The 18,189-nt window shown below is 67.9% G+C and carries 15 protein-coding genes; 7 read left to right on the forward strand and 8 right to left on the reverse strand.

What is annotated here, in order from left to right:
• Positions 1-17 precede the first annotated feature (17 nt).
• The 6 genes from fmdA to urtA form a co-directional block, all read right to left on the reverse strand.
• Positions 18-1,247 carry a formamidase gene (gene fmdA, locus DTS01S_RS07005; protein ID WP_012202164.1) on the reverse strand — a complete coding sequence of 410 codons (1,230 nt, stop codon included), beginning with the start codon at positions 1,245-1,247 and terminating at the stop codon, positions 18-20.
• A 36-nt stretch (positions 1,248-1,283) separates the two neighbouring features.
• Complete coding sequence (gene urtE, locus DTS01S_RS07010) at positions 1,284-1,973, reverse strand: urea ABC transporter ATP-binding subunit UrtE (protein ID WP_016450221.1); 690 nt, start codon at positions 1,971-1,973, stop codon at positions 1,284-1,286.
• Positions 1,974-1,993: 20 nt separating this feature from the next.
• On the reverse strand, positions 1,994-2,737 hold the full coding sequence (urtD, locus tag DTS01S_RS07015; RefSeq protein WP_016450222.1) for an urea ABC transporter ATP-binding protein UrtD: 744 nt from the start codon (positions 2,735-2,737) through the stop codon (positions 1,994-1,996).
• Between the two features lie 19 nt (positions 2,738-2,756).
• A complete protein-coding gene (urtC, locus tag DTS01S_RS07020) occupies positions 2,757-3,953 on the reverse strand; it encodes an urea ABC transporter permease subunit UrtC (protein WP_017407726.1) in 1,197 nt (398 codons plus the stop codon).
• Between the two features lie 72 nt (positions 3,954-4,025).
• Positions 4,026-4,940, reverse strand: a complete 915-nt coding sequence (urtB, locus tag DTS01S_RS07025; protein ID WP_016450224.1) for an urea ABC transporter permease subunit UrtB — start codon at positions 4,938-4,940, stop codon at positions 4,026-4,028.
• A gap of 110 nt (positions 4,941-5,050) precedes the next feature.
• Positions 5,051-6,316, reverse strand: coding sequence for an urea ABC transporter substrate-binding protein (gene urtA / locus DTS01S_RS07030; protein ID WP_016450225.1), 1,266 nt, complete (start codon positions 6,314-6,316; stop codon positions 5,051-5,053).
• A 214-nt stretch (positions 6,317-6,530) separates the two neighbouring features.
• Here urtA and DTS01S_RS07035 point away from each other — a divergent pair, with 214 nt between their 5' ends.
• Together DTS01S_RS07035 and DTS01S_RS07040 are read left to right on the forward strand one after the other, a co-directional pair.
• Complete coding sequence (locus tag DTS01S_RS07035; RefSeq protein ID WP_061287486.1) at positions 6,531-10,034, forward strand: hybrid sensor histidine kinase/response regulator; 3,504 nt, start codon at positions 6,531-6,533, stop codon at positions 10,032-10,034.
• A gap of 19 nt (positions 10,035-10,053) precedes the next feature.
• Positions 10,054-11,001, forward strand: a complete 948-nt coding sequence (locus DTS01S_RS07040; RefSeq protein WP_017404948.1) for a response regulator transcription factor — start codon at positions 10,054-10,056, stop codon at positions 10,999-11,001.
• Here the strand turns inward: DTS01S_RS07040 and DTS01S_RS07045 are convergent.
• Entirely contained in the window at positions 10,974-11,468 is a 495-nt protein-coding gene (locus DTS01S_RS07045) for a PACE efflux transporter (RefSeq protein ID WP_016452173.1), read from the reverse strand. The genes DTS01S_RS07040 and DTS01S_RS07045 overlap by 28 nt on opposite strands.
• Before the next feature lie 74 nt (positions 11,469-11,542).
• Here DTS01S_RS07045 and DTS01S_RS07050 point away from each other — a divergent pair, with 74 nt between their 5' ends.
• The 4 genes from DTS01S_RS07050 (at position 11,543) to DTS01S_RS07065 (ending at position 15,564) form a co-directional block, all read left to right on the forward strand.
• Positions 11,543-12,454, forward strand: a complete 912-nt coding sequence (locus tag DTS01S_RS07050; RefSeq protein ID WP_017404947.1) for a LysR family transcriptional regulator — start codon at positions 11,543-11,545, stop codon at positions 12,452-12,454.
• Between the two features lie 150 nt (positions 12,455-12,604).
• The gene (locus tag DTS01S_RS07055; RefSeq protein WP_017404946.1) at positions 12,605-14,254 is read left to right on the forward strand and encodes a M30 family zinc metallopeptidase; all 1,650 of its coding nucleotides are present in this window, start codon (positions 12,605-12,607) and stop codon (positions 14,252-14,254) included.
• A 5-nt stretch (positions 14,255-14,259) separates the two neighbouring features.
• Positions 14,260-14,664, forward strand: a complete 405-nt coding sequence (locus tag DTS01S_RS07060; RefSeq protein ID WP_061287487.1) for a hypothetical protein — start codon at positions 14,260-14,262, stop codon at positions 14,662-14,664.
• Positions 14,665-14,691: 27 nt separating this feature from the next.
• A complete protein-coding gene (locus tag DTS01S_RS07065) occupies positions 14,692-15,564 on the forward strand; it encodes a PPK2 family polyphosphate kinase (protein WP_061287488.1) in 873 nt (290 codons plus the stop codon).
• A 24-nt stretch (positions 15,565-15,588) separates the two neighbouring features.
• Here the strand turns inward: DTS01S_RS07065 and DTS01S_RS07070 are convergent, their stop codons facing one another.
• Positions 15,589-16,407: a fumarylacetoacetate hydrolase family protein gene (locus DTS01S_RS07070; RefSeq protein WP_061287489.1), complete on the reverse strand. Its 819-nt coding sequence runs from the start codon at positions 16,405-16,407 to the stop codon at positions 15,589-15,591.
• 176 nt (positions 16,408-16,583) lie between these two features.
• Here DTS01S_RS07070 and DTS01S_RS07075 point away from each other — a divergent pair, with 176 nt between their 5' ends.
• A complete protein-coding gene (locus DTS01S_RS07075; protein ID WP_016450234.1) occupies positions 16,584-17,888 on the forward strand; it encodes a Glu/Leu/Phe/Val family dehydrogenase in 1,305 nt (434 codons plus the stop codon).
• Positions 17,889-18,189 lie beyond the last annotated feature (301 nt).

An 18,189-nucleotide genomic window follows, 5' to 3' on the forward strand; every position in this document is an offset into this window, starting at 1 on the left:
GGTGTCGTGTGCCGGGCTTACTTGTCCTGGGCGATGGGCAGGTCCACCCCGCCCGTGATGATCTTCTGTGGTCCCTCGGCCGTGGGATTGATGTCGAAGTCGAAGATCTCCGTGGGCAGCCACAGCGTGGCGCAGGCATTGGGCACGTCCACCACGCCGCTGATGTGGCCCTGCACGGGCGCCGTGCCCAGCAGCGAGTAGGCCTGGGCACCGCTGTAGCCGAATTTCTTCAGGTACTCGATGGCGTTCAGGCAGGCCTGGCGGTAGGCCACGGTCACGTCCAGGTAGTGCTGCTTGCCCTTTTCGTCCACCGAGATGCCTTCGAAGATCAGGTAGTCCTTGTAGTTGGGCGTCATGGGGCTGGGCTTGAAGATGGGGTTCTTGATGCCGTACTTGGCCATGCCGCCCTTGATCAGCGAAACCTTCATGTGCACCCATCCGGCCATCTCGATGGCGCCGCAGAAGGTGATTTCGCCATCGCCCTGGCTGAAGTGCAGGTCGCCCACGCTCAGGCCCGCGCCGTCCACGTAGACGGGGAAGAACACGCGCGAGCCGCGCGAGAGGTCCTTGATGTCGCAGTTGCCGCCATGCTCGCGCGGCGGCACGGTGCGCGCGCCTTCGGCGGCGGCCTTGTCGCGCGCCTCGCCCTGCATCTGGCCCATGTGGGCGGTGGTGGCGTTGGGCGGGTTGGCCAGGCCGGGGATGCGGTCGGGGTCGGTGGCGATGAGGCCGGTCTCGCGCTCATTCCAGCTGGCCAGCATCTTGGGGTCGGGCAGGCAGCCGATCAGTCCCGGGTGGATGAGGCCTGCGAAGTTGACGCCGGGGATGTGGCGGCTCTTGGTGAACATGCCGTGGAAGTCCCAGATGGACTTCTGGGCCAGCGGGAAATGCTCGTCCAGGAAGCCGCCGCCGTTTTGCTTGGAGAAAAAGCCGTTGAAGCCCCAGAGGCTGTCGTCGCGCGCGCCGATGTCCAGCAGGTCCACCACCAGCAGGTCGCCGGGCTCGGCGCCCTTGACGCCCACGGGGCCGGACAGGAAGTGGACGGTGGACAGGTCCACGTCGCGCACGTCTTCGGCGCTGTCGTCGTTCTTGATGGCGCCGCCGGTCCAGTCATAGGTCTCCAGCTTGAACTCCGCGCCCGGCTCCACCCAGACCGCCATGGGGATGTCGGGATGCCAGCGGTTGTGCACCTGCGGGTTGTCGTAGGGGGACTGGTTGAGATCGACCTTGATCAGGGTTTCGGCCATGGTGTGCTCCTTGCGATGGCAGTGGGAAAAAACGGATCAGACGGAGAGGTAGGACTTGATGCGCTGCTCGTCGGTATCTGCTCTGGCCGTCTCATGGACCAGGCGCCCGCCCTCGATGACGAACAGCCGGTCGGCCACATCCATGGCGAAGGAAAGCACCTGCTCGCTGACCACGATGGTGATGCGGCGCAGCTTGCGGATCTCGTTGAGCGCCTTGGCGATGTCCTTGATGATGGAAGGCTGTATGCCCTCGGTGGGCTCGTCCAGCAGCAGCACCTTGGGGTCGGTGACCAGCGCGCGCGCAATGGCCAGCTGCTGCTGCTGCCCGCCCGAGAGGTTGCCGCCCTTGCGCCGGCGCATGTCCCAGAGCACGGGGAACAGGGCGTAGATGTCGTCGGGCACCTGGCGCGACTTCGCGTTCTCCAGGCCCGTCTGTATGTTCTCTTCCACGGTCAGCGTGGGGAAGATCATGCGGCCCTGGGGCACGTAGGCAATGCCCTTGGCCACGCGCCGGAAGCTCTCGTCCTTCGTGACGTCCTGGCCGGCCACGGTGATCTGGCCGCTCTTGGCGGGCATGACGCCCATCAGGCTTTTGAACAGCGTGGTCTTGCCCATGCCGTTGCGGCCCATGATGGCCACGGTTTCGTTCTCGCGGCCCTCGAAGCTGATGCCGTGCAGCGCCTCGCTCTGGCCATAGGCCACGTACAGATCCTTGACTTGCAGCATGTGAATTCCTTGTGCGTGCCTCAGTGGCCGAGGTAGACGTCGATGACCTTGGGGTCGGCCTGCACCTTGTCCATGGGACCCTCGGCGAGGATCTTTCCCTGGTGCATGACGGTGACCTTGTGCGCGATGCGCGCCACGAACTCCATGTCGTGCTCGATGACGATGACGGAGCGGTTCTTGCAGATGCGCTGCAGCAGCTCGGCCGTCAGCTCGCGCTCGCGGGCGCTCATGCCGGCGATGGGCTCGTCCAGCATCAGCAGCTCGGGCTCCTGCATGAGCAGCATGCCGATCTCCAGCCACTGCTTCTGGCCATGGCTGAGCAGGCCGGCCTCGGTGTCCAGGCGCTCGTCCAGGCCGATGTCGGCGGCCACGGCCTGCACGCGATCGCGCACCGCCTCCGTGCACTTGAAGGCCAGCGCGCCGAAGACCGAGCGGCCTTCGGGGTAGGAGACCTCCAGGTTCTGGAAGACCGACAGGTTCTCGTAGATGGACGGCGTCTGGAACTTGCGCCCGATCCCCAGGCGCACGCGCTTGTGCTCGGCCATGCGCGTGAGTTCCTCGTTCTTGAACTTGATGCTGCCGGCCGTGGCGCGGGTCTTGCCGCAGATCAGGTCCAGCAGCGTGGTCTTGCCCGCGCCGTTGGGGCCGATGATGACGCGCAGCTCGTTCCTGTCGATGTACAGGTTCAGCGCGTCGATGGCCTTGAAGCCGTCGAAGGAGACCGTCAGGTCTTCCACGGCCAGCGTGAAGTCGGTATTGCTCATGGTGTGCTCCCGCTGTGGTTCAGGCGCCCTGGCGGCCCATGCCTTCGGACAGGGCGGACGTGGGCTTGGTGGCGGCCGGGGCAGGTGCTGCCTGGGCTCCCTGCGCTGCGGCAGGCGCTGCGGCCGGTGCCGCGCCCTTGCGGCGGCTGTTCCACCAGGGAACGATGCGGCTTTCCCACAGGCCGGCCAGCCCCATCGGGAAGGCCATGGTCACGCCGATGAACAGGCCCGCCATGAGGAACAGCCACAGGTCCGGGAAGCTCTCCGAGAAATAGGTCTTGCCCGCGTTGACCAGCAGCGTGCCGTACACGGCGCCCACCAGGCTCATGCGCCCGCCCACGGCGGCGTAGATGACCATCTCGATGGAGGGCACGATGCCCACGAAGCTGGGCGACATGAAGCCCACCTGCAGCGTGAACAGCGCGCCGCCCACGCCCGACAGCGCAGCGGCCAGGCAGAACACGAAGACCTTGAAATTGGCCACGTCGTAGCCGGAAAAGCGCACGCGGTCTTCCTTGTCGCGCATGGCCAGCAGCAGGGTGCCCACCTTGCCCGTCTGAATCCAGCGGCACAGCACGATGGCGCCGATCAGCAGGGCCACGCAGACGTAGTAGAGGATGTACTTGGCGCTGTCCGTGCGCGTGTCCCAGCCCCACAGGGTCTTGAGGTCGGTCATGCCGTTGACGCCGCCCGTGTAGCCCTGCTGGCCGATGATGAGCACGGTGACGATCAGCGCCACGGCCTGCGTGATGATGGCGAAGTACACCCCGCCCACGCGGCGCTTGAACATGGCGAAGCTGATGAGCCAGGCCAGCAGCGTGGGCACGGCGATGACGGCGGCCAGCGAGAACGGCAGGCTCTTGAAGGGCAGCCAGAACGAGGGCAGCTCGGTCAGCTGGTTCCAGTCCATGAAGTCGGGGATGCCGGGCGTGGACTGGATCTTGGTGCTGATGGGGTCGGACGCCTCCAGCTTCAGGAACATGGCCATGGCGTAGCCGCCCAGGCCGAAGAACACGCCCTGGCCCAGGCTGAGCACGCCGCCATAGCCCCAGACCATGACCAGGCCGATGGCGACGAAGGCATAGGTCAGGTACTTGCCGACCAGGTTGAGGCGGAAGATGTCCAGCGCCAGGGGCAGCACCACCGCCAGCAGGACGGTGAGCAGCACCAGGCTGGCGAGCTGGTAGCGCTGTATCCAGGCTTTGAGGGCTTGCATGGAATGACTCCGGTGAACTCAGGGGAAATCGGGGGAACGCGGGGGAATTCGTGGACAGGGCCGGCGCCGGGATCAGCGCCGCACCTTGGAGGCGAACAGGCCCTGGGGACGCAGCATCAGGATGAAGACGATCAGCGACAGCGTGATCACCTTGGCCATGGAGCCCGCGAGGAAGAACTCGGTGATGGACTGCGTCTGCGCAATGCCGAAGGCCGAGACCACGGTGCCCAGCAGGCTGGCCGCGCCGCCGAAGGTGACCACCAGGAAGGCGTCCACGATGTACAGCGAGCCCGAGGTGGGGCCGGTGGAGCCGATGGTGGTGAAGGCCGCGCCCGCCACGCCCGCGATGCCGCAGCCGATGGCAAAGGTCAGGCGGTCGGTCTTCTTGGTGTCGATGCCGATGGCGTTGGCCATCACGCGGTTGCTGACCGTGGCGCGCACGCGCAGGCCCCAGCGGCTCTTGTGCAGCGCGATCAGCACGCCGGCTGTGACGGCCATGGTCAGCGCCAGCACGAACAGGCCGTTGATGGGAATGTCCAGCCCCTCGGCCGGCGCCCACGAGCCCATCAGCCAGTCAGGCAGGGTGGGGCTGACTTCCTTGGGGCCGATGAAGGTGCGAAAGCACTGCTGCAGCGCCAGGCTCACGCCCCAGGTGGCCAGCAGCGTGTCCAGCGGCCGCTTGTAGAGGTGGCGGATCAGCCCCCATTCCACCAGCCAGCCGGCCACGAAGGCGAACAGGAAGGCGGCCACGATGGCCAGCGGGAAGTAGTAGGGCATGAACTCGGGCGCGTGCTGCGCCGTGAGCGTGGAGCCCAGGTAGATGGTGTAGGCGCCAATGGTCATGAACTCGCCATGCGCCATGTTGATCACGCCCATCTGGCCAAAGATGATGGCCAGGCCCAGGCCCATCAGCAGCAGCACGGCGAACAGGCTCAGCCCCGCGAAGCCCTGCATCAGGCCGATGTTCATCATGTCGGAAAAACTCATGGTGCTGCTCCTGCGCGCAAGCCAATCGGGAGAGGGGGAAACGATTCACGCGGCAGCCCGCCCACCAGGCCGCAGGCCGCCGCGCATCACCTGCCTGAACGGATCAGGGCTTACTGGTAACCCTTGGGGAAGGGATCGGGTTTGATCAATTCCGGAGATTCCGAGACCACCTTGAACGTGCCGTCCGGCTGCCCCACGGCAATGCGCGACTTGCTCCACAGGTGGTGGTTGGCGTCCACCTTCACGTAGCCTTCGGGCGCGGTCTTGAGTTCCAGCCCCGGCGATGCGGCCACCACCTTGTCCACGTCGAAGCTCTTGGCCTTTTCCACGGCGGCCTTCCACAGCCAGGGGCCCAGGTAGCCGGCCTGGGTGACGTCGCCGATGACGGCATTGGGGCCGTACTTGGCCTTGAAGGCGGCCACGAACTTCTTGTTGTTCTCGTTGTCCAGCGTCTGGAAGTACTTCATCGAGGAGTAGAAGCCCGTGAAGTTCTCGCCGCCCACGCCGGTCATCTCGTCCTCGGTCACCGACAGCGTGACCAGCAGTTGCTTGTCACCCGTGATGCCCGCTGCCTTGAGCGCCTTGTAGAAGGCCACGTTGGAGCCGCCCACCACGGCCACGAAGATGCAGTCCGGCTTTTGCAGCTTGATCTTGTTGACCAGCGAGCCGAAGTTGGTGCTGCCCAGCGGGTAGTACTCCTCGCCGACGACCTTGCCCTTCTGGAAGTTCTCGATGTGCTTGCGCGCGATCTTCATCGAGGTGCGCGGCCAGATGTAGTCCGAGCCGATCAGGAAGAAGGTCTTGGCCTTTTTCTCGGCCTTGGCCCAGTCCAGGCTGTACAGGATCTGCTGCGTGGCTTCCTGGCCCGTGTAGATCACGTTCTTGGACTGCTCCAGGCCTTCGTAGAAGGTGGGATAGTACAGCAGGCCGTTTTCCTTCTCGAACACGGGCAGCACGGCCTTGCGCGAGGCGCTGGTCCAGCAGCCGAAGACGGCGGCGCAGCGGTCGTTGATGAGCAGCTTCTTGGACTTCTCGGCGAAGGTGGGCCAGTCGGAGGCGCCGTCTTCCTTGATCACGCGGATCTTGCGGCCCAGGATGCCGCCCATGGCGTTGATCTGGTCGATGGCCAGTTGCTCGGCCTGGATGGAGCCGGTCTCGGAGATCGCCATGGTGCCCGTGGCCGAGTGCAGCTGGCCCACGACGACTTCGGTATCGGTGACGGCCAGCTTGGTGGTGTTGACCTGGGCCGTGGCCTGGGCGAAGGACCAGGCCGGCAGCCCGGCCACCGAGGCGGCGCCAAGCGCCTGCAGGACGCGGCGGCGGCCCATTTCCGTGCCGGGGGAACCAGGTGTGCGGGGGTCGGAGGGGTGGCTCATGGTGACTCTCCTGTAAGGATCGGTTGGGTGATCTGCAAGTGGCTGAAAACTGGCGTTGCGGTTACGGCTTGTTTCCGCGCTGGGTCCAAGATTAGGAAGAACCCTTGAAACCGCCCATACGTCAATTGACGTAGCCATCTGCGTACGCACCCCGCGCACTCCTCTTGAAAGCCGCGCCAGCATTGGCCCCGCACGTTTCTTGCTAGACCTGGGAATGCACTCCGCACCCCCGCCCGACAGCCCCACCGGCACCGCAGCCGCGCCGCAGACCATCTTCCGGTTCCGGCGCGAGTACAACGCCTGGGTGGCCGACGAGACCATGGAAGACTACGCGCTGCGCTACACGCCGCGCAGCTTCCGGCGCTGGAGCGAGTTCCGCGTGGCCAACACGGCCTTCGGCTCGCTGTCCTTCCTGGCGCTGGAGGCCATCGGCGGCGCCATTGCGCTGAACTACGGCTTCGCCAACGCCATGTGGGCCATCGTCACCGTGGGGCTGGTGATCTTCCTGACGGGGCTGCCCATCGCCGTCTGCGCCGCACGCTACGGGCTGGACATGGACCTGCTGACGCGCGGCGCGGGCTTCGGCTACCTGGGCTCGACCATCACCTCGCTGATCTACGCCGTCTTCACCTTCATCTTCTTCGCGCTGGAGGCGGCCATCATGGCGCTGGCCCTGCAGCTGGTGGTGGACTGGCCGCTGCAGTGGTGCTATGCGCTGTCGGCCCTGGTGGTGCTGCCGCTGGCCATGCGCGGCATCACGCTGATCTCGCGCCTGCAGGCCTGGACGCAGCCGCTGTGGCTGTTCCTGCTGGTGCTGCCCTTCGTGTGGATGGCGCTGGCCCAACCCCAGCTGTACCGCGACTTCGCCAGCCTCACCGGCCTGCGCTCGGGCAGCAGCCAGTTCGATCCGCTGATGTTCGGCGCGGCGGCAGCCGTGATCTTCGCGCTGGTGGTGCAGATCGGCGAGCAGGTGGACTTCCTGCGCTTTCTGCCGCCGCGCACCCAGGCCAACCGGCTGCGCTGGTGGGGCGCGGTGCTGGTGGCCGGCCCGGGCTGGGCCGTGATGGGCATGCTCAAGATGGCGGGCGGCGCCTTTCTCGCGTTCGCGGCCATGCAGCTGCAGGGGGTGGACGCCACGCGCGCGGCCGAGCCCACGCAGATGTTCCTGGCAGGCTTCCAGCAGGTGCTGCAGGCCCTGGGCCTGCCGGGGCTGGCCGTGGCGGTGACCGTGGTCTTCGTGGTCATCTCGCAGGTCAAGATCAACGTGACCAATGCCTATGCGGGGTCGCTTGCCTGGTCCAACTTCTTCGCGCGCATCACGCGCAGCCATCCGGGGCGCGTGGTCTGGATGGTGTTCAACGTGGTCATCGCCACCTTGCTGATGACGCTGGGCGTGTTCGGCGCGCTGGAGAAGGTGCTGACCATCTACAGCAACGTGGCCATCGCCTGGGTGGGCGCGCTGGTGGCCGACCTGGTCATCAACAAGCCGCTGGGGCTGAGCCCGCCGGGCATCGAATTCCGCCGCGCCCATCTGTACGACTTCAATCCCGTGGGACCCGTCGCCATGCTGCTGGCCGCCGCCGTGGCCTGCTGCGCCTATGCGGGCCTGCTGGGCGAGACGGCGGCCGCGTTCTCGCCCTTCATCGCGCTGGCGCTGTCCATGCTGCTGTCGCCGCTGCTGGCCTGGCTGACGGGCGGGCGCTACTACCTGGCACGGCCCGCAGGCAATCTGTGGAAGCCCGGCGAGACGGTGCGCTGCGCCGTCTGCCAGAACCAGTTCGAGTCCGAGGACATGGCGCGCTGCCCGGCCTACGGCGCGCCCATCTGCTCGCTGTGCTGCTCGCTGGAGTCGCGCTGCCATGACCGCTGCAAGACCGGCTCGCGCGCGGGCGAGCAGCTGCGCGCGCTGGCCTCGGCCATGCTGCCGCCGCGGTGGGCCACCAAGGTGAACTTCCGCGCGGGCCAGTACCTGGTGGTGATGCTGTCTCTGTGCGCGGTGACGGCCTTCATGGTGGGCGTGGTCTACATGCAGGAAAGCCTGCAGGCAGGCAGCGTCGATGGCGGCGCGCTGCGCATCCCCTTCCTCAAGGTCTTCGCGCTGCTGGCCCTGCTGTGCGCCGTGGCCGCCTGGTGGGTGGTGCTGAGCACGGACAGCCGGCGCATGGCCCAGGACGAGTCCGAGCGCCAGAACCAGCTGCTGCTGCAGGAGATCGCCGCCCACAAGCGCACCGATGCCGAGCTGCAGGCCGCCAAGGACCATGCCGAGCAGGCCAGCCAGGCCAAGACGCGCTATGTGGCGGGCATGACGCACGAGCTGCGCTCGCCCCTCAACAGCCTGCTCGGCTATACGCAGATCCTGCTCAAGAGCCCGCAGGTCGATGGCTGGGTGCGCGAGACCCTGTCCACCATGCAGCACAGCGGCCAGCACCTGCGCGCGCTGATCGACGAATCGCTGGAGCTGGCCAGCATCGAGGCCGGCCGCCTGCGCCTGGACCTCGCCCCCCTGCCCCTGCCCGCGCTGATCGACGGCATCGAGGCCATGATGCGGCCCCAGGCCCAGGCCAGGGGGCTGCAGTTCTCGGTCGAGACGCTGGGCACCATGCCGCGCTGGGTGCGTGCCGACGCCAAGCGGCTGCGCCAGATCCTGATCAACCTGCTGTCCAACGCCGTGCGCTTCACCCAGCGCGGCGAGGTGCGGCTGCGCATGGATTTCCGGCCCCATGTCTCGCGCATCGAGGTCATCGATACCGGCATCGGGATCGAACCGCAGGACATGGAGCGCATCTTCGTGCCCTTCGAGCGCGGCAGCGCGGGCCGGCGCGTCAGCGAGGCGGGCACGGGCCTGGGGCTGACCATCACCCACCTGCTGACCGAGCTGATGGGCGGCCAGCTCACCCTGAGCAGCACGCCCGGCGAGGGCAGCTGCTTCACCGTGCGCCTGTATCTGCCCGAGATGGCGCCCGACGCGTCCTGGGTGCCCCCCGGCGCCGCCGCCACGCTGCACACCGTCATCGGCTATCTGCCGCCCCGGCGCACCCTGCTGGTGGTGGACGACCAGCCGCTGCAGCGCCAGCTGCTGGCCGGCCTGCTGCTGCCGCTGGGCTTCGAGATCCGCGAGGCCGCCAGCGGCCGCGAGTGCCTGGAGATCGTGGAGCAAAGCCTGCCTGACCTGGTGCTGCTGGACATCAGCATGGACGACCTGGACGGCTGGCAGACCGCCGCCCTGCTGCGCGCGCGCCGGGATGCGCAGCAGCTTCCTGTGGTCTTCGTCTCGGCCAACCTGTTCGACAACGACCCGCCGCGCCTGGCCGATGCGCATTGCCAGGGCTTTGTCGCCAAGCCGGTGATCGAGTCCGAGCTGCTGCAGGTGCTCGAGCGCGTGCTGCGGATCGAATGGGTGCATGACAACCGCCCGTTGCTGCTGCCGGCGCCGCGCGCGGAGCAGGCAGAGGCAAAGGCAGCGCAGGCGCCGGCAGCCGCCCCCTTCCCGCCCGACCTGCGCGAAGACCTGGCCCGGCTGGCGCGCTCGGGCCAGGCCACGGCCCTGCGCGAGCGCCTGCGCCAGGCGCGCCAGCAGGCGGGCGGCGCATCGGGCCACGCCGCGCTGCTCGATGCGTTGCAGGCCTGCGCCGACCGCTTCGACTTCGATGCGCTGGCGCGCCTGCTGCCGCAGCCCCGGGAAGAAGACGAACAGGAACAGGAGGAGACAGATGAATGAACATCCAGGAGGGCAGGAAATGACCGCCACCACCACCGCCAACAGCCGCAGCAGCCATGGCAACAGCGCCCATGTGATCCTCGTGGTGGACGACGCGCTGGACAGCCTTCGCATGCTGTGCGATGCCCTGGCCGCCGAAGGCTACGTCGTGCTCGCCGCGCGCGATGCCGACGAGGCGCTGCAGCGCTTTGCCCTGACCGTGCCCGATGGCGTGCTGCTGGACGCCGTCATGCCCGGCATGGACGGCTTCACGCTGTGCCGCCGGCTCAAGGACACGCCGGCCTGGGCCCACGTGCCCGTGGTCTTCATGACCGGCCTGTCGGACACGGACCAGATCATCCGCGGCTTTGCCAGCGGCGGCGTGGACTACGTGGTCAAGCCGCTGCGCATCCCCGAGGTGCTGGTGCGCCTGGCCACCCATGTGCGCAATGCCCGCGCCACGCGCCAGGCGCAGGAAGCCGTGGACGTGGCGGGGCTGGGCGTGGTGGTGCTCGATGGCCAGGGCCGCGTGGCCTGGCGCTCTCCCCAGGCAGCGCGCTGGCTGGAGGAGGCCTTTGCGGACCAGCCCTTCCCCATGGAGGCGGCCGGGGACTGGCTGGCCGGTGCCCACCAGCCGGACCAAGCCGGTCACCAGGATCTGGCGCTGGCCCTGGCCGATGGCCGCCAGTTGCTGGCGCGCCACATGGGCGCCAGCGGCCTGGGGGAGTCGATGGTGCTGCTCAGCCACGAGGCGCCGCAGGCGCCCGCCGCGCGCCGGCTGCAGCAGGTGGCGCTCACCCCGCGCGAGACCGAGGTGCTGTCATGGCTGAGCAAGGGCAAGACCAACCGCGACATCGCCGACATCCTGGGCATGAGCCCGCGCACGGTCAACAAGCACCTGGAGCACATCTTCGAGAAACTCGGCGTGGAGACCCGCACGGCCGCCGCCGCCGTGGCCGGTCAGCTGCTGCAGGCCGGCTCGCCCTGAGCGCGGGGTGCCACCGCAGCGGATGCCGAGGCCGAGGCCGGCAGGCCGAACACATGGTCGAAGCACCAGTTGAAGACATAGGTGTAGACCAGGAAGAAGACCAGCAGGCCGGCCTCCATCACCGTGGCCTCCCACAGCGTGACGCCGAACCACCAGGCCATCAGCGGGATCAGCACCATGGCCAGCCCGCCCTCGAAGCCCAGGGCGTGCACCACGCGGCGCAGCACCGAGCGGCCCTTGACGCTCTGGCGCGACTCCCACTGCTCGAACAGGTGGTTGAAGGTCAGGTTCCAGACGATGGCCAGCGTGGAGGCGGCAATCGCCATGCCGCCCGAATGCCCGGCGCTCTGGCCGATGGCCATGAACAGCAGGCTGGAGGCGAGGATGGCGATCAATTCATACAGGGTCACGAAGACCACTTTGCGCTTGGGCCCCTGGAGGCCCTTTTTGTGTGTCTGCAAGGTCATAGGGAGCGCAGTCTATATGCCGACAATTGAACGTTAAAGTCAGATTCTTTCAATAAATCTGACAGGTCCCCACCATGTCCTTTCCAGCCGACCAGGTGCCGCTGTTCATTGCCGTGCTGGACCACGGCTCGTTTTCCGCCGCCGCGCGCCAGCTGGGCCGCGTGCCCTCGGCCGTGAGCATGGCCATCGCCCAGCTGGAGGCCGAGCTGGACCTGCAACTGTTCGACCGCAGCGGCCGCGAGCCCCGGCCCACGGCGGCGGCACGCGCACTCGAACCCCAGGCCCGGCTGCTGGCCGCCCAGCTGCAGCAGCTCAACCACCAGGCGCTGGCCCTGCACCAGGGACTGGAGGAGCGGCTGACCCTGGTGATCGCGCCCGAGCTGCTGTCCACGGCCTGGGCCGCGCCGCTGCAGCCGCTGGTCGAGGAATTCCCCGGTCTGGAGGTGGAAGTGCTGGTGGCCGCCCAGGTCGATGCGCTCAAGGAACTGCACTCGGGCCGCGCACATCTGGCCCTGGTCTTCGAGCGCCCGGCCATCGACGGGCGCGAGGATTTCCAGGAGATGGGCCAGGAAACCATGGTCGCCGTGATGGCGGCCAGGCATCCGCTGGCCCGGCAACTGGGCGTGGACGGGCAGCAGCGCCTGGACGTGGGCCAGCTGGCCGGCGCGCGCCAGATCCTGCTGGCCAGCCGAGACCTGGCCCACACCGATCCGCGCTTCGTGTTCTCGCACCAGCTGTGGCGCACGGACAGCCACCTGGCGGCCCTGTCACTGATCTCGGCCGGCCTGGGCTGGGGGTGGCTGCCCTTCAGCGTCGCCGAGCCCCTGCTGCAGACGGGCGCGCTGCTGCGCATCCCGCTGTGCAACATCAGCAACGGCACCCAGCTGTTCGTCGATTGGGTGTGGTCCAAGGAGCGCCCGCTGGGGCTGGCGGCGCGGCGGTTCGTGGAGCAGTTGCAGGTGCCGGTGCGGCTGGAGCCCAGGTGAGGCCTGCGGCTTGCGATCTGCACGCAAGCCCTGCGCCTACACGCGGGAAACCGGCCGGTGCTTGCCGCCTGCAGGCAGGCCTGGGATAGTGGCGCAAGCGTCCGGCCGCCCTCCTTCTTCTGGCTGGACATGGACCATCGAGAGGAACCCATGTTTCAAGATCACTTTGGGGGCAAGGCCCTTGTTGCACTGGTACTGGGTGCGGGACTGGCAGGCTGCGGCGGCGGGGGCGGCGGCTCCTCGCCGGGCGACTCCATCACGACACAGTTGACCCCCGCCTGCACGGGCGCCTCGTGCGGCGCGACCGACGCCACCACCTATTCCGGCCAGGGCGTCGGCGTCTGGAGCTACACCAACGCCACCGCCGCAGAGCAGCCCGTTGCCGTGGGCCTGCGCAATCTGGGCACCCGGCCCGTGACGCTGATCTATACCAACACCGGCGATGCCGCCGTGGCCCTGCCGCCCATCACGCTCACGCCGCCAGCCGCAGCGGCGCAGGGCATTGCGGCGCAACAGTCGCTGAGCGCTGCGCAGCTGGTCAACCAGATCCCCCAGCGCGTACGTGACTTCAAGCCAAGCCTGCCCGCCCCGGTTGCAGGGCAGAGCGTGCAGCCCTCGCGCGCGGTGTCGGCGGCCGTGCTGCCCGTTGGCAGCCAGCGCAGCTGGTTCGTCAACACGGAAAGCCCCACGGTCGAGACGCGCAGCGCCACGCTGCGGCGCCAGACCACCGCGCCCACGCCCACGGGCACCCGCACCATCAATCTGTGGCTGGAAGACAGCGAGTACGGCAGCGCCAAGGTCAGCGACGCCCTGCTGGACACCGTGATACAGCGCTTCGCCAGCGGGCCGGATTCCGTGCACGCCCTGGTTACGGGGCTGGCGGGCCAGCCCTGGGGACCCCAGGCCCACAGCGAGCTGATCGCGGCCGACCAGCCGATCGACATCGTGTTCGTGAACTTCACGCCCGACAGCCAGCCCTACGGCCTGCTGGGCTACTTCTGGGCCGTGAACAACTTCAAGCGCACGGCCGGCAACTCGCAGTTCCAGTACAGCAACGAATCGCTGTCGTTCTACATGGACACGGAAACGCTGTACCTGGGCGGCGCCAACGGGCTGACCACGCAGATCAGCACGCTGTCGCACGAGTTCATCCACATGATCAACTTCTACCAGCGCGGCGCGCTCAAGGGCTCGGACTACATGTTCGACACCTTCCTGGAAGAGATGTCGGCCCTGATGTCCGAAGACATCCTGGCCGAAAGACTCACGCCCGGCACCAATCCCATGCGTGACGGCCGCATCACCGGCTGGATGTCCAAGCCCGGCTTCAACTGCGACCTGGCCAGCTGGGCCTCGGATGTCAATGCCACCTGCTTCGGCTACAACGTCACGGGCAGCCTGGGCGCCTATCTGCTGCGCCAGCACGGCGTGGGCTTCTACCAGCAAATGCTGAGGAACACCTCCTCGCCCGACTCGCTGCAGGTGCTCGGCAACGCCATTGCACAGGCCGGTGGCCCCTCGTTGCCCGTCACGCTGCAGCGATGGGGGGCCAACATCGCCCTGTTGCCTTCCAGCGGCCCGGCCGGCTACGGCTGGCCCGCACGCACGGACCAGGGCTTCACCCTGGTGGGCATCGACGGCCAGCGCTATGCGGCGGCACGCCGCCTGCCCGCCACCGTGCCCGCCCAGCTCGCGGCGCGCGGCCACTTCCCCTTCGTACGCCAGCCGGACGCCCAGGGCCTGTACCAGGAGCAGTTGCGCGTTCCCGCCGGCACCACCCTCACCGCCATCGTGCAATGACCGCCATGACCCAGACATCCCATACCGCAGTTGCCCGGGCCCTGCCCCTGCTGCTGGCCGGCAGCCTGTCGCTGCTGGCCACGGCCTGCGCCGCGCCACCTCCACCTCCTGCAACTGCACCGGCGCCCGCTTCGGCATCGGCCGCGCCCGCCGCGCCGGATGCCGGCCAGCCCCTGACCCTGCAAGGCCGTCTGGTGCTGCGCGGCAATGCGCCCCATGAGCAGCCCGTGCTGCAGACCACCTCCGGCGAGACCTGGCAGCTCCAGGGCCTGAGCGCCGAGCAGATCACGCAGTGGCAGCGGCAGAACGTGGAAGTCCGGGGCCAGCCCGGCCCCAGGCCCGCCGCTGGCGCCGCGCCTTCGATGGCGCAGCCGCAACTGCAGGTGCAATCCATTCGCGCCCGGCCCTGACATTCCACCTCACCCACCGCTCTATCCATGGACGCCTCCAACCCTTTCTCCAGCCGCGATGCGGCCGTGCAAAAGCTCTGGGAACAATGGCAGCCGCGCTCCGCCAGGTCCGACAAGGACAAACCCATTGCCCTGGCCGACTTCGACCCGGGCGCCAAGCCCTTTTCCAATGGCAACGGCAAGGCCGAGGACAAGGTCGCCGTCGAGGCCCTGGCCGAGGAGCTGGATGCGCTGCAGAACCTGCTGTACGCCGACCGCCGCTACAAGCTGCTGGTCGTGCTGCAGGGCACGGACACGGCGGGCAAGGACGGCACCATCCGTGGCGTCTTCGGCCGCATGAGTGCGCTGGGCGTGCACGCCGTGGGCTGGAAGGCCCCCACCGAGGCCGAGCGCGCCCATGACTACCTGTGGCGCATCCACCAGCAGGTGCCTGCCGCTGGCGAAATCACGGTCTTCAACCGCAGCCATTACGAGGACGTGCTGGTGCCCGTGGTCAACGGCTGGATCACACCCGAGCAGCAGCGCCAGCGCTTTGCCCACATCAACGACTTCGAGCGCATGCTCAGCGAGACGGGCACCGTGGTCGTCAAGTTCCTGCTGCACATCAGCGCCGACGAACAGCGCATGCGCCTGCAGGAGCGCCTGGACGACCCGGCCAAGCACTGGAAGTTTGACGAGAACGACATGAAGGTGCGCACGCAGTGGAAGGACTACCAGCAGGCCTACGGCCAGCTGCTGGGCGCCACGCATACGCCCTGGGCGCCCTGGACCATCGTGCCGGCCGACTCCAAGACGCACCGCAACCTCATGATCGCCTCCTTGCTGCGCGAGGTGCTGCGCAACCTGGAACTGCGCTTTCCGCCCGGCGATCCGGCCCTCAAGGACTACAAGATCACCTGATCACTCGATGGCCTGCCTGAAGCCTCACAGCTGCAGGCGGGCTTCGGCGATGCCGTCCAGCTCGGCCACCACCAGGTCGCCGGCCTGCGCAAAGGCCAGTCCATTCCACGTGCCCGTAGTCACCACCGTGCCTGCGGGCACGCTGCCATAGCGGCGCACCAGCTCCTGCAACCAGCCGGCCAGCAGCCACAGCGGATCGCCCAGCGGATGCGTTCCGGTGAACGCCTGCAGCGGCGCCGCACCCACGCGCAGCCGGCAGACCTGGGCAGACCAGTCCCGCGGCGACTCGCGCGGCAGCAGCCGCGAAGCGTCCTGCCACGGCCCCAGCACCAGGGCGCCATGGCACAGGCCGTCGGCGGCCAGCAGCAGCGGCGGCGCCTTCAGGTGCTGGCGCCAGCGCGTATCCACCACCTCGATGGCGGCGGTGATGCCGTCGATCAGCTCCAGCCCATCGCCGGGCTGCAGCGCGGCAGCCATCTCGGCCGTCACCTCGCGGCCCAGGCGCAGGGCGATCTCGGCTTCGATGCCGCGCAGGTGCAGCGGCGCGCCACCGGCCACCGAAGGACTGGCCCAGACGCCTTCTTCGGGCAGCGGCGCATGGGTCAGCGGGGCATCGCGGCGCGGCGCGCCAGACTTCCAGTAGCCCGGAACGCGGCCCGGTCCCTGCTGGCTGCCAGCCACGCGCCAGCCCAGGGCGGGCGCCATGGCGGCCTGCACGGCCTGCGCATCTGCGGGCGCGCGCACCACGTCGGCCCAGTCGTCGGCATCCAGCAATTCGCCGCTGTGGCGCGCCTGGAGCAGCGCATGGGCCAAGGCTGTGGGAGTGCGGGGGTTGTTCGTCATGGAGCGGCTTTCTTGGAGTGCATCGGAGGGTCGCAAGCGGCCCCGATTGTCCGCTGGACAAGGCGATCCCATGGTTATGCATTAAATGCATAAGGCTCTCGCGCATAAGGCGTTGGACAGCGCATAGCCCCGGGAATAAGCTCAAAACCCTCAGACAACTCTTGTGTGGAACCACCATGCAGCAACCCGCTTCGGCCGGCGTTACCAACCACGCCATCCCTTCCTACCTGCAGGCCGATCACCTCGGCCCCTGGGGCAATTACCTGCAGCAGGTCGATCGCGTCACTCCCTACCTGGGCCATCTCGCCCGCTGGGTCGAAACCCTCAAGCGCCCCAAGCGCATCCTGATCGTCGATGTGCCGATCGAGCTGGACAACGGCACCATCGCCCACTACGAAGGCTACCGCGTGCAGCACAACCTGAGCCGCGGCCCCGGCAAGGGCGGCGTGCGCTTCCACCAGGACGTGACCCTGTCCGAAGTCATGGCCCTGTCGGCCTGGATGTCGGTCAAGAACGCGGCCGTCAACGTGCCCTACGGCGGCGCCAAGGGCGGCATCCGTGTCGATCCCAAGACGCTGTCGCGCGGTGAGCTAGAGCGCCTGACGCGCCGCTACACCAGCGAGATCGGCCTGCTGATCGGCCCCTCCAAGGACATTCCAGCGCCTGACGTCAACACGAACGGCCAGATCATGTCCTGGATGATGGACACCTACTCCATGAACACCGGCGCCACCGCCACCGGCGTGGTCACGGGCAAGCCCGTGGACCTGGGCGGCTCGCTGGGCCGCGTCGAGGCCACCGGCCGCGGCGTGTTCACCGTGGGCGTGGAAGCGGCCAAGCTGACCGGCCTGTCGGTCCAGGGCGCGCGCATTGCCGTGCAGGGCTTCGGCAACGTGGGCGGCACGGCCGGCAAGCTGTTCGCCGACGCGGGCGCCAAGGTCGTGGCCGTGCAGGACCACACCGGCACCATCCGCAACGCCAACGGCCTGGATGTGACGGCCCTGCTGGCCCACGTGGCCGCCAAGGGCGGCGTGGGCGGCTTTGACGGCGCCGAAGCCATGGACGCTGCCGATTTCTGGGGCGTGGACTGCGACATCCTGATCCCCGCCGCACTGGAAGGCCAGATCACCAAGGACAACGCCGGCAAGATCAAGGCCAAGATGGTGATCGAGGGTGCCAACGGCCCCACCACCACCGAGGCCGACGACATCCTGACCGAAAAGGGCGTGCTGGTGCTGCCCGACGTGCTGGCCAATGCCGGCGGCGTGACGGTGAGCTACTTCGAATGGGTGCAGGACTTCTCCAGCTTCTTCTGGAGCGAGGACGAGATCAACGCCCGCCTGGTGCGCATCATGCAGGACGCCTTCGCGGCCATCTGGCAGGTGGCCCAGCAGCACGGCGTGACGCTGCGCACCGCCACCTTCATCGTGGCCTGCCAGCGCATCCTGCATGCCCGCGAAATGCGGGGACTGTATCCCTGATCACCCCCTGAGGTGCGGACGCGCCTTCCCCCTCTCTGCTTGCTTCGCAAGGGAGGGGGACGACACCCTCGCGGCAGGGCGGCCCTTGCTCGGTGTCCCTGACTTGGGCCGCGCCAGTTTTTGGCGCTGTGCACCACACGGTCAATGAAAGGCGCTTCGGCGCCTTTTTTCTTGGGCTCTTTTCTGGTGCTGGCAAGGGGTTAGCACCCGTTCCAGTAGGCCTAAGCGCGGGTTTCCGAATGGCGAAGCGGATCTCCAGTCAAACCCTGGTGCCCTGTGGCCCAGGGTTTTCTATCGTTGC

The sequence above is a fragment of the Delftia tsuruhatensis NBRC 16741 genome (assembly GCF_001571325.1).
GTDB lineage: Bacteria > Pseudomonadota > Gammaproteobacteria > Burkholderiales > Burkholderiaceae_C > Comamonas > Comamonas tsuruhatensis.

Excerpts from the sequence above, each read along its gene's own strand:
- DTS01S_RS07075 (WP_016450234.1), top strand. The coding sequence starts at position 16,584 with ATGCAGCAACCCGCTTCGGCCGGCGTTACCAACCACGCCATCCCTTCC.
- urtA (WP_016450225.1), bottom strand. The coding sequence starts at position 6,316 with ATGAGCCACCCCTCCGACCCCCGCACACCTGGTTCCCCCGGCACGGAA.
- DTS01S_RS07050 (WP_017404947.1), top strand. The coding sequence starts at position 11,543 with ATGTCCTTTCCAGCCGACCAGGTGCCGCTGTTCATTGCCGTGCTGGAC.
- DTS01S_RS07065 (WP_061287488.1), top strand. The coding sequence starts at position 14,692 with ATGGACGCCTCCAACCCTTTCTCCAGCCGCGATGCGGCCGTGCAAAAG.
- urtB (WP_016450224.1), bottom strand. The coding sequence starts at position 4,940 with ATGAGTTTTTCCGACATGATGAACATCGGCCTGATGCAGGGCTTCGCG.
- DTS01S_RS07040 (WP_017404948.1), top strand. The coding sequence starts at position 10,054 with ATGACCGCCACCACCACCGCCAACAGCCGCAGCAGCCATGGCAACAGC.
- urtE (WP_016450221.1), bottom strand. The coding sequence starts at position 1,973 with ATGCTGCAAGTCAAGGATCTGTACGTGGCCTATGGCCAGAGCGAGGCG.
- urtC (WP_017407726.1), bottom strand. The coding sequence starts at position 3,953 with ATGCAAGCCCTCAAAGCCTGGATACAGCGCTACCAGCTCGCCAGCCTG.
- DTS01S_RS07060 (WP_061287487.1), top strand. The coding sequence starts at position 14,260 with ATGACCCAGACATCCCATACCGCAGTTGCCCGGGCCCTGCCCCTGCTG.
- DTS01S_RS07045 (WP_016452173.1), bottom strand. The coding sequence starts at position 11,468 with ATGACCTTGCAGACACACAAAAAGGGCCTCCAGGGGCCCAAGCGCAAA.
- DTS01S_RS07055 (WP_017404946.1), top strand. The coding sequence starts at position 12,605 with ATGTTTCAAGATCACTTTGGGGGCAAGGCCCTTGTTGCACTGGTACTG.
- DTS01S_RS07035 (WP_061287486.1), top strand. The coding sequence starts at position 6,531 with ATGCACTCCGCACCCCCGCCCGACAGCCCCACCGGCACCGCAGCCGCG.
- fmdA (WP_012202164.1), bottom strand. The coding sequence starts at position 1,247 with ATGGCCGAAACCCTGATCAAGGTCGATCTCAACCAGTCCCCCTACGAC.
- urtD (WP_016450222.1), bottom strand. The coding sequence starts at position 2,737 with ATGAGCAATACCGACTTCACGCTGGCCGTGGAAGACCTGACGGTCTCC.
- DTS01S_RS07070 (WP_061287489.1), bottom strand. The coding sequence starts at position 16,407 with ATGACGAACAACCCCCGCACTCCCACAGCCTTGGCCCATGCGCTGCTC.